This window comes from Bradyrhizobium sp. Y36 (assembly GCF_002531575.1).
Classification (GTDB): Bacteria; Pseudomonadota; Alphaproteobacteria; order Rhizobiales; family Xanthobacteraceae; genus Bradyrhizobium.
This window is the reverse complement of record NZ_NWTI01000012.1, coordinates 192220-205373: the sequence shown is the minus strand read 5'-3', so window position 1 is coordinate 205373 and position 13154 is coordinate 192220. Positions and strand designations below refer to the sequence as shown.

At 67.0% G+C, this 13154-nt stretch carries 12 protein-coding genes; 2 read left to right on the top strand and 10 right to left on the bottom strand.

Features of this window, described 5'->3' with window-relative positions:
- Positions 1-182: 182 nt before the first annotated feature.
- From CO669_RS20930 to CO669_RS20910, 5 genes are all read right to left on the bottom strand, one after another.
- Positions 183-1025, bottom strand: a complete 843-nt coding sequence (locus CO669_RS20930; RefSeq protein WP_097661824.1) for a hypothetical protein — start codon at positions 1023-1025, stop codon at positions 183-185.
- A 192-nt stretch (positions 1026-1217) separates the two neighbouring features.
- Positions 1218-2531: an aminotransferase class V-fold PLP-dependent enzyme gene (locus tag CO669_RS20925; RefSeq protein ID WP_097661823.1), complete on the bottom strand. Its 1314-nt coding sequence runs from the start codon at positions 2529-2531 to the stop codon at positions 1218-1220.
- A gap of 122 nt (positions 2532-2653) precedes the next feature.
- Positions 2654-2971 carry a hypothetical protein gene (locus tag CO669_RS20920; RefSeq protein ID WP_143278700.1) on the bottom strand — a complete coding sequence of 106 codons (318 nt, stop codon included), beginning with the start codon at positions 2969-2971 and terminating at the stop codon, positions 2654-2656.
- 75 nt (positions 2972-3046) lie between these two features.
- On the bottom strand, positions 3047-3250 hold the full coding sequence (locus tag CO669_RS20915) for a hypothetical protein (RefSeq protein ID WP_097661821.1): 204 nt from the start codon (positions 3248-3250) through the stop codon (positions 3047-3049).
- A gap of 81 nt (positions 3251-3331) precedes the next feature.
- Positions 3332-7468, bottom strand: a complete 4137-nt coding sequence (locus tag CO669_RS20910) for an autotransporter domain-containing protein (RefSeq protein WP_143278699.1) — start codon at positions 7466-7468, stop codon at positions 3332-3334.
- Positions 7469-8109: 641 nt separating this feature from the next.
- Between CO669_RS20910 and CO669_RS20905 the strand changes: the two genes are divergently transcribed.
- Positions 8110-8646, top strand: coding sequence for a hypothetical protein (locus tag CO669_RS20905; protein ID WP_097661819.1), 537 nt, complete (start codon positions 8110-8112; stop codon positions 8644-8646).
- 113 nt (positions 8647-8759) lie between these two features.
- On the opposite strand, the gene CO669_RS36075 is transcribed toward CO669_RS20905, so the two are convergent.
- Positions 8760-9029 carry a hypothetical protein gene (locus CO669_RS36075; RefSeq protein WP_198964148.1) on the bottom strand — a complete coding sequence of 90 codons (270 nt, stop codon included), beginning with the start codon at positions 9027-9029 and terminating at the stop codon, positions 8760-8762.
- A 52-nt stretch (positions 9030-9081) separates the two neighbouring features.
- Here CO669_RS36075 and CO669_RS20895 point away from each other — a divergent pair, with 52 nt between their 5' ends.
- Positions 9082-9510: a hypothetical protein gene (locus CO669_RS20895; protein WP_097661841.1), complete on the top strand. Its 429-nt coding sequence runs from the start codon at positions 9082-9084 to the stop codon at positions 9508-9510.
- 49 nt (positions 9511-9559) lie between these two features.
- On the opposite strand, the gene CO669_RS20890 is transcribed toward CO669_RS20895, so the two are convergent.
- The 4 genes from CO669_RS20890 to CO669_RS20875 form a co-directional block, all read right to left on the bottom strand.
- Positions 9560-10018 carry a hypothetical protein gene (locus tag CO669_RS20890; protein WP_097661817.1) on the bottom strand — a complete coding sequence of 153 codons (459 nt, stop codon included), beginning with the start codon at positions 10016-10018 and terminating at the stop codon, positions 9560-9562.
- Between the two features lie 21 nt (positions 10019-10039).
- Positions 10040-10258 carry a hypothetical protein gene (locus CO669_RS20885; RefSeq protein ID WP_097661816.1) on the bottom strand — a complete coding sequence of 73 codons (219 nt, stop codon included), beginning with the start codon at positions 10256-10258 and terminating at the stop codon, positions 10040-10042.
- 110 nt (positions 10259-10368) lie between these two features.
- Positions 10369-11928, bottom strand: a complete 1560-nt coding sequence (locus tag CO669_RS20880; protein ID WP_198964147.1) for a hypothetical protein — start codon at positions 11926-11928, stop codon at positions 10369-10371.
- A gap of 83 nt (positions 11929-12011) precedes the next feature.
- Positions 12012-13118, bottom strand: a complete 1107-nt coding sequence (locus tag CO669_RS20875; RefSeq protein WP_245444408.1) for a glycoside hydrolase family 5 protein — start codon at positions 13116-13118, stop codon at positions 12012-12014.
- Positions 13119-13154 lie beyond the last annotated feature (36 nt).

Below are 13154 nucleotides of genomic sequence, written 5' to 3'. Positions count from 1 at the left end.
AGCCTCCATTGGGAAGCCTTGAATCACTCCGGCTCAGCGGCGACAAGGGGGTTTGAGTACAGAACCTAGCCCAGCGTCGCTCTTGCGCGCATGCGATCGAGGCGATCCCGACGCACGTGGCACCGGGGTGGCCGTCAGGCGGCATCGTCGATTGGGCGGATGACGTCCCGCGCCCGCAACTCTCAGACCATCGCCGCGACTTTCGGAAAGAGCTGGCCGAGGACATCGAGGTCGATGCCGTCCGTGCCGCGCCACCAGATCACCGGGTAGGTCCAGTCATTGCTGTGATCGGCCGGCCGGTCCCGGAGCTCATCCGGCGTAAAGGCCTGCAGGAAGCCGCTGCGGCCCGCCGGCTTCAGAACGCCGCAATAGCCGAGAATCTGGATCAGGACGCATCGCTCCGCGCGGTTCGACTTGATCACCTTGCCAATGCGCCTTTCCAGCTCGTTCGGCCTCGCGTCCGGAGCGAGGCCGGCGGCAATGTCGATAATCTCCGCCAGGATCGAACAATCATCCTCCGTCGGCGCGACCGGATCGGCCTTCTCGAACTGAGCCAGGTCGAACCAGCCGTACAGGGGATCGACGTGACGAATGCCGCCCCATTTCCATCTCTCGAAGCTCAGAATGTTGATGTCCTCCGGCTCCGGGCTCGCGTGACCGTAGCGCCCGCAGATGCGGCAATGCAGCCGGCCACTCGGCACGCGACGTGCGGTCTGTTCGAGGAGTTGATGACGAGGAAACTGCGCGGCGCAGGAGAAGCTGCCCAGCGCCGAGCGTAAGTCGAGCCGGCGGGTGCTGAGGCTGGCCAGGAAAGCGTCCGCGACCTGCTCCAGATTGATGCGGGCACGAACGGAGACGAGCCGCGTGACGATGTCGTCGTGCGTCACTGCAACGGAATCGAACATGTAACCGGCTTGACGGGCATATTCGAAATCTGCCCGATCAACCGGCCCGTCCTGCTTCCAGCCCCTTGGCGACCAATAGGCCTCGAGAAGGATCGCAAGGGCTTTCTTGTCGTAAGGCACGAGCCATCTCCTACGCATGCCGTCGCGGCCCAGGCGCAAATCGGCGACCGTTGGATAGGCTGGTCTTGTAGCCCGACAACGCCGGTCCGAACAGAATTGGCGCGCGATCTCCAGCGGTCGCGCGACCGGGACCTGATCCAGTCCGTCAAGCGCAGTTGACGCCGGACGCCACCGCTCTCGCCTCGCGCAGCTTCAGCCCGTCTTCGTGCCGGTGACGACGGCCAGCGCCTCGACCAGGCGATCGAGATCGGCCTCGTCGGTAAAGAGCGCCGGCGTCACGCGGATGCACTGGCCCTTGGCGACGCCGGCCCGGCGCACCGTCATGACCTTGTGGCTGTCGCGGAGCTTCACCACGATGGCCTCGTTGTCGGCCTTGCCAGTCTTGCCGGCGAGGCGGAAGGACGTGATCGCGCCGTATGAGCCGGCTTCATCCGGCGTCAGGATCTCGATGTCCTTGAAACCGCGGGCGCGACTCACCCAGTAATCCCTGAGATAGCGCAGCCGGGCCTGCTTTGCCGCGGCGCCGATCTGCTGATGCAGCGCCACCGCCGTCGGCACCGTCAGCACCGTGGCGAAATTGACCGTGCCGGTATGAACCCGCGAGCGGATATCGGCCTCCGCAAAATCCTCGTCGCCCATGTCGCGATCGATGGCGGCGAGGCGGTCCTTCCTGATGTAGAGGAACCCCACACCGAGCGGCGCCCCGATCCATTTGTGCAGATTGAAGCCGACGAAATCGGCTTCGAGCTCACTCACCTTGAAATCGATCTGTCCCCAGGAATGCGCAGCGTCGACGATGGTGTCGATGCCCTTGGCCTTCGCCATGCGGGCGAGCTCGGCGACCGGCATGACGAAGCCGGTGCGATGGCTGACATGGGTCAGGAGCAGAAGCCGCGTCTTCGGATTGGCCTCGATGGCGCGGGCATAGGCGTCGAGCACGGCCTGGCGCGTGGCTGGCTCCGGCACGTCGAACTTGACCACGTCGACACCACGGCGCGCCCGAAGCGCGTTCATCGCATACTGCATCGAATCATAGTCGAGATCGGCATAGAGCACGCCGTCACCGGGCTTCAGCCTGTTGTAGCCGCCGATGAGGAGCTGCAGCGCCTCGGTCGCGCCGCGGGTGAGCGCGATCTCCTCCACCGCCGCGCCGACCGCCTCCGCCACCCTGGTGCGCACGGCCTCGAAATCCGCACCTGCGCGCTGCCGCGCGTAATAGGTGTTCTGATAGTTGATCATGTCGGACTGGCGAATGAACTCGCGCCGCACCGGCTCGGTCATGATCCCCCAATAGCCGTTCTCGAGATTGACGACATCCGGCGTCACGGCATAGAGCCGCTTGACGTCAGCCCAATAGGCCTTGTCGGTGGCGCCGCCCGCTCCGGTCGGCGCCGCCGGAAGAGTCTCGGCCGCCATCGCCGGTGCCGCCAGCGACGTGACGGCTGCGGCCGCAAAGCCCCTCAGGATCGCCCGGCGGTCGGACGAAATTGTCTCGGTCAGATGCATATCAGCCTCCACGATGCGCGGCGAAGGAAACAGTGATCGATAGAGCACGAATGACAAGGCGGTGACAGTTCGATGATGGCGGGCCCCGTTGCGGTTCGGTCGTTGCAGAAACATCTGCAAACTCAGCGTTGCCCGTTCGCCCCTTCGAGAAAGGCACGCCATTCCTGCTCGATGGCCTTGCGATAAATTCCGGGCGCCAGCGGACCGACCTCTTCTGTCGGGATCCTGTTCGGGTTCAGGAACATCCCGAACAGCGGAACGCACTTGTCGATGAAGTAGCTCTCGGCCTCGCCGGGGGTCCGAACGCCGACGGCTTGTGCATCAGCGGCGTGCGCGCGGACGCAAGCTCTGAGACGGGAAACGGACGCTTCCTCCCGCTCCGCCTGAGCGGATGCCGCGAACGGCAACATGACGAACAATGAGACCAGCGCAGCTCTCAATGGCTCCTCCTGCCGGCAACAGGATTGGAGCGACTCATTGAGACGGAAATATGAGGTGAGCCCCCGCGAGCGATCTCAAAACAAGGCCGCGCTGGCGGCCTGTTTGTAGATCATGACGGCGACGAGCGACAACAGCAGGCCCGCGCCCGCGAAAATCACGAGCACCTTCAGCGTTTCGACGTCGACATTGGTTCGCGTCGCGCGGGATATTGCCCTTGCCAATGCAGTCATCATCGCCAGCTCCGAACCGGCCGCGCGCGATAGCGGGGCCTGATTCATCTAACGTCATTGGCGCGATTTGCATGTGAAGCAGATTACAGGTGGGCTTGCCGGGCGGGCAGCGTCGATGCAGATCATGTTCTAGAATCTGACCGCGAGCGTGCCTTTGACATTCTGGTCGGCCGCACCGCTTCCGAACTGTCCGCCATAGGCGATGCCGAGCGTGATGTTGCGCGCCAATGCGACATCCAGTCCGGCGTCGAGCACCAGCGCATCCCTGGCGATTGGCACGCCCGCGACGGTGAAGGGCGCGCTGCCGGCGAACGTGAAGGTCGACAGCGGCAACGTGTCGCCGAAGGCATGACGCCAGCCGGGCGTGGCGCGCGCGGTCAGGGCCGCGCCAAACAGCGTGAATTCGGTCGAGGCATGAAGCCCCAGCGTCGTGAAAGTGGTGGCGATGCTGCCGCTCGCCCCATGCAGGGCCGCCGCGCCGCCGGTCTCTGCGAAACCGTCGTTGCGGAAGTTGACGTGGGCCAGATTGACGAAGGGCTCGAGGCCGGACTTGCCGGCGCGCAAGCCGTAGCCGAACTCACCGAAGATCTGCGCCGTCGCAGCCCGGTGGTCCGCCTTCAGGCTGTCGCTGAAGCCGGTGATGGCCATGGAGCGGGCGGTCGAGATGTCGTGCCAGGTATAGGCGGCACCGCTGCGGAAGCCGACACGGCCCCACTGCGCGCCGCCATAGAGCCCGAGATGATAATTGTCGCTGGCGCCCGAAGAGCCGCGGTCCCTGACGTCGAACGAGGTCCGGCTGTAGCCGGCCATCAGGCCGAGGCGGCCGCTGTCGAGCACCGGCGCGTCGCCGCCGGTGACGAAGCCTGCGGTGGACCGGTTGAGGCGAGCTGCGTTGCCGTCACTGCCGGTATGACCCCAGCCACCAAAACCCTGTCCCCACAGCGTGAAGCGCTCATGGGACGCCGGCGCGGCTTTGGTGGAATCGAGCGATGCGAAGGCCATGGCGGGACCGCCTTGCACGGGTTCGGCGAAGGCCATCACCGGGGTGCGCGTTGCGCCGATGGCGTCGAAGGCGCCGCGGATGCGGCTCGTGGCGCTGTCGCGCACGAAGCCGCTGCCCTCGACCAGTGCGGTGGCGACCGAGGCGTGCATCTCGCCGGAGAGCTGGTCGAACGCATTGCGGGCTCCCGGCGCGTCGAGCTGCGCGACCGCGGTCATGAACGAACCGGATTGCGGCAGGCTGTCGAGCGCGCCGGCCGTGGCGATCTGGTTGCGCGTCTGCGCCACCGAAGTGAACAGCGCGCCGTTGCGCGTGACGTCGAGATAGACCGCGTTTGGATCGTAGGCCAGCGCGAAGGCCAGGAACGGCGCCCACCTTGCCGTTGGCGCCGTCAGGCTTGCGAACGTGCCGGTGACGCCACCGGTCGCCGTAACGATGGTGTAGCGGGCACCGAGCTTGTACGACCCTGCCACATTGGCGATCTGCACCGTGCCGCCATTGACGGTGGCCGAACCGGTGGCGCCGACGAGGTCGGACTGACCGCCGGCGCTGAGCTCGACGTTGTAGGTCGAACCCGGATTGAAGGTGATGTTGCCCGCGACGTGCAGCGTGCCGATCGAGTTGCCGGGCGCAATCGTGCCGGCGACGACGGTGTCGGCGACGGTGCCGTTGCCGCCGAGCGCGGCTCCGGCCGCGACGGCGACGGCGGAATTGGCGAGCGATCCGTTGACCGACAGCAGGCCGGCATCGACCAGCGTCGCGCCGGTAAAGCCCGCGGAATTGCCGGTCAGGTTGAGCGCGCCCGAGCCCGCCTTGTGGACGTTGCCGGATCCCGACAGCACGCCGGCATAGGCTGCATTGACGCTCTGGCCGAAGGTCAGCGCGGCACCGGCATTGATCGCCGCGTTGCCGCCGAAGCGCTCGGCGGCGGTGACCAGACCTCCGGCTGCGATGGTCCAGTCGAGCGCGGAGCTTCCGGCCAGATTCAAGATCCCGGCGCCTTGCTTGACCATGCCGCCGCGCACGCCGTTGAAGGCGAGGATGTCGCCGGCAAAGCTGGCGTCGCTGCTCTGCTGGAACACCACCGTGCCGGCGTTGCCGATGGTGCCCGAGATCGAGCCCGCATTCCCGATCAGCGTGCCGGCCTGCACGAAGGTGTTGCCATAGGCGTTGCCGCCATTGTCGAGCCGCAGCGTGCCGGCGCCGAGCTTGATCAGGTCGCCGCTGCCTGCGACCACGCCGGTGAGGCCGAGCGTGGTTGCTGCGGCGACGTCGAAGCGGCCGGCCCGTGCCAGCGTCACCGTGCGCGCGCTGTCGAAGCTGCCGGTGCTCGCCAGCGTGCCGCCGTTGAAGCTGAGCGCGCCCGCGGCGCCGCCGAGATTGGCGTCGGCCGCGACCGAGAGCACGCCGGCCGCGATCGTCGTGCCGCCGGTGTAGCTGTTGACGCCCGAGAGCGTCAGCGTGCCGGCGCCGACTTTCACCAGCGATCCGCCGCTGGCTCCGCTCCCTGCGGAATTGCCGTCGGAAATCACGCCGCTGACGGTGGTCGAGGCGTCGTTGCCGCCGACGGTGGTCTCGCGATTGCCGAGGAAGAACAGGCCCGCGCCTGCGATCGATCCCACCGCGAGCCTGCCATCGCCGGCCGGCCCGGTGCTGCCGCTGACATCCACCTTGCCGGCGGCGCCGTTGCTGATCGCCATGCTGGCCGGACTGGTGTTGCCGAAGAAGCGCGTGAGGCCGTCATTGGTGATGGTCGTAATGCCGGCGGTGTTGGCGTTGACGAGATCGAGACCGCCTGACGCATTCACCGTGACCGCGCCGACGATCGTGGCAACGTGGGTGGCATCGCCGAGTTGCAAGGTGCCGCCCTGGATCGTCGTTCCGCCGGTATAGCCGTGCGTGCCGGTCAGCGTCAGCGTGCCGGTGCCGGCCTTGGTCAGAGCGCCGTCGCCGGACATCGTGCCGGCATAGATGCCGCTGGAATTCTGGTCGAAGGTGACGCCGCGCGTGCCTGCGCCGGTGGCGAAGGTGACGTTGCCGGTGAGACTGCCGGTGTCGGCCCGGAGCACGCCCGAATCGACCGACCAGTTCTGGCTACCGCTGCCGAACAGCGTCCAGGTGCTGGTGCCGGTCTTCTGGAAGGTGTCGAAGCCGCGATATTGCCCCGCCGGGCCGATCTGCGACACGTCGAAATCGGCATCGACGCTGCCGCCGAGCGCCAGCACATTGTTGCTGCCGCCGCCGGACACCACGACATTGCCGGTGAAGAGACCGGAGCCGAAGATCGGGTGGCCATCGATCTCCAGGCGGTTGTCGCTGCCGAACAGCGAGATCGCGTTGGCGCGCGTCACGCCATCGCCGCCGAGCCCGCCGACGACGAAGCCGGCAACGATGACCGCGGTGTTTCCGCCGGCGCCGCCGACGATGCCCGCGCCACCGGCGCCGCCTTGCGCACCGGTGCCGCCGGCACCGCCGCGAATGAAGAAGCCGCTGTCGATGATCAGGCTGCCGCCCTGCTGCATGACGATGCCGGCGCCACCACCGCCGCCACCACCAACTCCGCTGCCGCCGACACCGCCGGCCGCGCCGCCGGAGCCCGTGCCGCCGGTGCCGCCCGTGCCGATGATGCCGCCACCCCCGCCGGCCCCGCCCGCGCCGCCGGTCACGTTGCGGAAAATCTCGAGCGTGCCGGAGTCCAGGAGCACCACGCCCGCGCCGCCGCCGCCACCCCCGCCGCCGCTGGCCAGCGTGGCCGCGCCGCCATTGCCGCCATTGCCACCGATGCGATCGGTCAGGATGACGGTCACGCCGGGTAAAGCCCCGAACCGCGATGCATCGCCACCGGCGCCGCCGCCACCGCCACCGCTGGAGATGACGCCGCCGTTGGCGCCGACGCCGCCGACACCTCCGTCACCGCCGATGCGCGTGAACGGGAGAACCGCGTCGGGGAACGGACCGGTGGCGCCGCCACCGCCGCCGCCACCGCCAGATCCGCCGAAGCCGCCGCTGCCGGCACCGCCTGCGCCGCCGGTCGGCGATGCCGACGTGCCGGCCGCGCCACCGCTGCCGCCGCCTCCGTGTCCGTCTTCGCCAGCCGTGTCTGCGGCACCGCCGCTGCCGCCCGTGTTGTCGTTGCTGGTGCTGAAACCCGTGCCGCCGCCACCGCCGGTGGCCTGCGCCTGCGCCTTCATGGCCGTCGAGATGCCAAGTGACAGAGCGAGGGCGGCCACCGACACCGAACCAAGTGCGGCCCGGACGGGTCGCATCCGAAAAATGCTCCACTCCGCGGGTTCAAGCACCGTGTCGACGCGACCGGCGAGGAATGGCACCACTTCACTGTCAGGCTTCGTTCTGGCTGCGGCCAACCGCTTCGCCGGTCCCGTCATCGGTGCCCCTTCTGCAACGTGGACGGGGACACCTCGCCACGGGATCGGTTCGATTCAGACGAGGCGCCTGATCGCCCAGTCACGTTTCACCCGGCCAGGCAGGGTTGCAGCGGGCGGAAAACCCGACCCGCGCGACGCGGCGCAATTATCTCCCAGCCGCCGATGCGCTGCCTATCGCCATGGGCGCAAGCATGTTGCGCCAGATGCAAGTCGGGGCCTGCCGTGATCGAGAGCCGGACTGACAGCGCGCGGCGTGCGACCGGCGCGCGCTGTCATCGTGCGGCTGGCTCGGTCTCACGCGCCGGCTCCGCTGCCGCGTCGCGCCAATGCTGCGCAAAGCCGACGGCGCCTCGTGCAGATGAATGCCGGATTAATGCAAGCGCGGTGCGCATCTCGCGCCGTGTCGCGGAACTCCAGGGAACGCGCGTCGACATGTTCGACGCGAGGAACGATTGCGCGATTGCCAGTTTATCCCGAGCCGTATTTGGCAATTTGTTTTTGGAAACCCTGGAGGAGACAACATGAGGATTCTGAAGCTCTCTGCGGCTGCGGCCGCGCTGCTCGCCACCACCGCGTTCGCCGTTGCGCAGTCGAGCTCGACGGTCGGCACCGGCGGTTCGTCGGCGGGTGGCGGCACCAGCAGCTCGACCGTGGGCACCGGTGGCTCTTCGGCCGGCAGCGGATCTGGCAGCGGCTCGGCCTCGACGCTCGGTACCGGCGGCTCGTCGGCGGGCGGCGGCACCAGCAGCTCGAGCGTCGGCACCGGCGGCTCTGCGGCCGGCAGCGGCACGGGTAGCGGCTCGGCTTCGACGCTCGGCACCGGTGGCTCGTCGGCCGGCGGCGGCAAGAGCTCGTCCAGTGTCGGCACCGGCGGCTCCGCCGCGGGCTCGGGCTCCAACTCCGCGTCCACCGTCGGCACCGGCGGCTCGTCGGCCGGCGACGGCAAGAGCGGCTCGACCGTCGGCGCGGCCGGCTCGTCTGCGGGTCATGCCAGCGACATGGGCATGGAAAAGGGCAAGGGCCACAGCAAGGGCGAGATGAAGAAGGACAAGGATTGATGCCTTGAGAAGGAGCGGCAGCGATGCCGCTCCTTCGTCCCCTGTTGGAGGAGAACTCGCATGAACAGATCAATCATTGCGATCGCAGCGTTGAGCTTGATGACGGGCGCTGCTCAGGCAGCCACCATGGAAAAGACCGGCAAGACGGCATCGGGCGAGACCTGCAGGGTCACGGTCGAAAAACATGCCGACGGCAGCATCACCGCGGTCGGCTCATCGGGTTCAAGCACGACCGGTTCGACCGCCTCGAGCGGCTCGCTTTCAAGCTCGAGCTCGGCCGGCGGATCGTCGGTGCACGTGCAGGCGGGCGGCGGCAGCGTTTCGAGCTCGTCTTCGACCGCAGGCGGCCCTGGCTCCACCAGCGCCAGCACCATCACCGTCAACGGCTGTACGATTTCGACCTCGTCCCCTTAGAGTTCACAGAGAGGATTGAACATGAGAACGTCATTTGCGACCGCGGCAGTTGCAGCTCTGCTTGCCGCCACCTCACCGGCTCTCGCGCAGAAGAGTGTCACGGGCGGAAGCGGCGGCTCGGCCGCAGCCGGCGGCACCGCGGCCTCGACGGTCGGCACGGGCGGCACGTCCACCTCTGCCAACGGCAGCACCGGCTCGTCGATCGCGGCCGGCGGAAGCGCCGCAGCCGTCGATGGCAAGGCGCAGACCGGCGTCAGCACGAACAAGGGCAACGGCCCCGTGATGAACTCCAATGCCCGGGCGCAGGCCCATGAGGGCGGCACGTTCAGCCGCTCGCATACGCGCACCAAGGTCAAGGCCGGTGAAGAGGTCGGCTCGACGACCAAGACCATGTCGCATGTGCCGGGCTCGAAGCCGACCATGTCGACCACATCGACGACCGCACGCTAATCTCACGCCCCTTGCTGCCCGACTTGTTCGGGCAGCTCTTCCTTTCGATTCAGTTAGGGCTCAGGCTGTGGCTGACCCGCGTGACGACGCGGTCCCATTGCCGCTTCTCGGCCGCGGGATAATTGATCAGCACGCAGTGCACGTAGCCGCGCGAGAAATTGCAGCGGTCGTACCAGATCTTGTCGCGCCTGATGCTGGAGACCACGAAGAAATTCCGCGCGATACGCTTGTAGACGATTCCGGACGGCGGATTCTTCCTGGCGAGGAACTCGGCCGGCGAAAGACCTTGGCTGTTGGAAACGGCCTGGACAGTGAAATCGGCCCTGCCGTCGGAGGTGCGAAATTGCTGGCCGAGGCCGTCGGGCTTGCCGGCCGTCTCCGTGAACAGCGACGTGGGGATGTCGACCGAGGTTCCGGTCTCGGGGATGCGGTAGGTGGTCCAGCTTTCTGCCCGCGCGGCGGACAGCGTGGCAAGCAGCGCGAGGCCGACAGCGAACGTTGTCTTCATGTCCACATCATCCCTTGCTCATCAATTGCGCGGCATCAGTTGCAGCTCCATCAGGGCAATCCGCTGCAGGTCGGCGACGTTCCGCTCGCCCGCGCTGGCGGTGCGCAGAATGGATTCGGCGAGCGCGTTGACGTGCGCGGTATGCAGGGGCTCCGGCAGGCTCGCAACCGCAGCTTCCAGAGCCGTGGTCATGACCGCGATCACCTCGGGGGAGAATGCAGCGTTGGAAAAATTCTTCATCACATTTGCCGCCGCGGGGTGCGGACCGTGGGCTCAACGCCGGGAAAAACTGGAAGTTCCTGCGGCAGAGCGTCCTCACCACGGCGCCGCGCGACTGGCGGGCTGCCGGCTCATGCCGCGGGCTGGTAGCTGGCGAGCTGCTCGACCTCGTCCTCTTCACCCGCGAGTGCCTGCATTCTCACATGGCTGCCGATGACGAGGCCTGTGAGCGAGAGCATCAGCCCCAGCGCGAGCGGCGCGAACAATGCCTCTTCCTGAAACAATCCGTTGAGCAGCACGACCATGACGCCGAAGCCGGCGAGACCCTGCGTCAGATAGCCCGACGAGGCGTAGAGGCGCCAGGCCTTCAGCGCCATCGCGAAATAGAAGGCCAGCAGCACGAAGGCGCCGACGCCCATCTGGTACAGGAGAACGCCGATCGCGCTCTCGACCGCGCCGTCGATCGTTCCGGCCGCCTGCGCGGCGCTCCAGTCGATGGAAAAATAGCTCTCCGACAGATTGCCGCCGATGCCGAGACCCCGGCCGAAAGGTCTCTGCACGAATCCGTCCAGGCCGCCCATCAACCCAATGACGTGATAGTCGCCGATCTGCAGTCCGAGGCGGATCGCCAGAACCGCGAAGGCGGCCATGCCGAGGAAGCCGAGCAACAACGTCACCACGGCGCCGAGCAGGCGGGTCGCGATCCAGGCCGCAACCACGAAGATCACCACGATGATCGCGCCCTTCACGCTGCAGAACACCAGCAGCGGCAACGCTGCGAGCGCCAGCAGCGGCCGCCCCACCGAGAACAGGAACAAGGCGAGAAAGCCGACCCCGTAGGCGAAGCTGATCGGATGCATGTTCGGGCCGTTGATACGCAGCATCTTCGACAGGCCGAACCCTTCGAGCAGGGGCGTGTTCAGAAAGTCGAAGCTGAAGCGGTCCTTGAGGTCGACGGGCACGTTGCCGGTCGCCCGCATCTGGGCCTCCCAGACACCCGAATGGGTCGCCTTGAGCTCGTCGAATCCCCAGAACGTATAGCTGTTGGTGATGGCGAGCCAGACATCGCGGAAGACGAGCTCGACATAGCCGCAACAGACGAGGATCACCGCGAGCGTCACCAGGAACGGCGTGATGCGCACCTCATAGGTCGCAGCGGTCAGAAGCGACAGCTGGAACAGGAACAGCGGCAGGACGATGTTGCGCAGATAGACCGCGGCCGGCTGTCCGTCCTGGATGAAACCGATCGCGAAATACAACGACACCACGGCAAGGGTGACGACACCCCAGCGCATGATCCGGTTCACTTCGGCCGACTGATCCCTCTGACCCAGCACATAAAGGCCGAACGTGGCCAGCCACATCACCGAGCAGACGAGGAAATTGTAGCCCTTGATGAAGTCGAGATCGGACGGCAGCGGCACCAGCGGCGACAGGATCGAGACGAACAGGTTCTGGAAGAACAGAACGAAGATCGCGATCGCCGGCGCATAGGTCGGGACCGCCAGCACGATGGCGATGCCGACGAGAACCTCGACGACGATGGCCAGGGCCGGATTCGCCAGATGCAGGACCGGCGCGAAGGCGATCGTGGCCACGGCGATGCAGAACGTCGCGGCCAGCTCGCGCCAGGCCGGCGGTGATGTCGTGGCCTGCCCGCTGTGACCCTGCAGTAAGTCCCCGGCGCTCATCGATCGTCCTTTGGCATCGCGCGGCGATCACGATAGCGGGGCGATGGGTAAGGAGTCGTTAACGATCCTGGATCGCGCAGGTGTCAACGCCGGCCGGGCCGGCTCGCACCGCCGAGCAGCGCGCGCATCACGTCGGGATCGGCCCTGCCGGTGCTGCGATCGACGAGACCAAAACCCTGCGCCAGCTCCCAATGCGTCCAGCCCCAGCAATGCTCCCTGGCATAGGCGGTGACTTCGGCCAGCCAGCGCAACCGGCTTTGTCTCGGCGCGCCGGCCTTCAGCACACCGAACTCGTTGACGACGATCGGCCGCTTGAACTGCTGCTGCCATGCGAGCGCCGGTGCGAGCCAGCGATCGGCCGACGGCTTGTCCCTGGCGGCGGCGATTGCGACGTCGAGCATGCCGAGCGCCTTGACCGCGCCCCTCGCCTGCAGATCCCTGCGGATCGCCTGAACCTTGGGATCGCCGGCATCGATCGGATAAGGCAGATCGATGATGTCGTGCAGCGGATCCTGCGCATCCCAATGGGCCTGATGGGTGAACACCATGGGATCGTAGAAGTGGATGGCATAGACGACATCAGGATCCGCCAGCGGACGAAACCGCGGCAGCGAGTCCGCGCGCTGCCAATTGACCGGACCGACGACGAGCGTGGTCGTGGGAAGCAGTTTGCGGACGAAGGCGGCGAGCGTCTCGACCTGCGTCTGCCATCTGTCGGCATCGACATCGGGCTCGTTGAGCAGCTCGGCGAAGACGCGATCGGCCGGATAGGATCGAATGACCTCGGCAAGACCGCTCCAGGCATCCTTCATCTCGTTCAGCGCCGCGTCCGGATCCTCCTTGTGCAGGCGGTTGAAGCGCTCGCCGGGATGAAGATCGACCGAGGTGGCATAGCCGAGCGCGGTGAGCTGCTTCAGCGCCTTGTCGAGCACGCCCAGCGTCTCGTCGCGCTCGGCCTTCGCGGCGAAGCGCGGCATCACGCGCTCTGCCGGCACCGGCAGCCGGACATGGCTCATGCCCGCGCGGCGCAATTGCTGCAGCAGCTCGCGGCTCGGCACCTCGCCGTTGATCCAGCCGTCGGCATTGAAGCCGCGCGACAGCGCGGCGAGCCGCCCCGGCGCAACCGTCTGCGGCACGGCCACGCAATTGTCGGCGAACACAGGCGGGGCGAACGCGATCGAGAAAAGCATCGCCGCAGCCGGCAGACGACGGCGCGATGCTGCCAT

Bases quoted from the DNA above. Each gene is read 5' to 3' on its own strand.
- CO669_RS20925 (WP_097661823.1), bottom strand. From the start codon at position 2,531: ATGCATCTGACCGAGACAATTTCGTCCGACCGCCGGGCGATCCTGAGG.
- CO669_RS20915 (WP_097661821.1), bottom strand. From the start codon at position 3,250: ATGAATCAGGCCCCGCTATCGCGCGCGGCCGGTTCGGAGCTGGCGATG.
- CO669_RS20910 (WP_143278699.1), bottom strand. From the start codon at position 7,468: ATGCGACCCGTCCGGGCCGCACTTGGTTCGGTGTCGGTGGCCGCCCTC.
- CO669_RS20905 (WP_097661819.1), top strand. From the start codon at position 8,110: ATGAGGATTCTGAAGCTCTCTGCGGCTGCGGCCGCGCTGCTCGCCACC.
- CO669_RS20895 (WP_097661841.1), top strand. From the start codon at position 9,082: ATGAGAACGTCATTTGCGACCGCGGCAGTTGCAGCTCTGCTTGCCGCC.
- CO669_RS20890 (WP_097661817.1), bottom strand. From the start codon at position 10,018: ATGAAGACAACGTTCGCTGTCGGCCTCGCGCTGCTTGCCACGCTGTCC.
- CO669_RS20885 (WP_097661816.1), bottom strand. From the start codon at position 10,258: ATGAAGAATTTTTCCAACGCTGCATTCTCCCCCGAGGTGATCGCGGTC.
- CO669_RS20880 (WP_198964147.1), bottom strand. From the start codon at position 11,928: ATGAGCGCCGGGGACTTACTGCAGGGTCACAGCGGGCAGGCCACGACA.
- CO669_RS20875 (WP_245444408.1), bottom strand. From the start codon at position 13,118: ATGCTTTTCTCGATCGCGTTCGCCCCGCCTGTGTTCGCCGACAATTGC.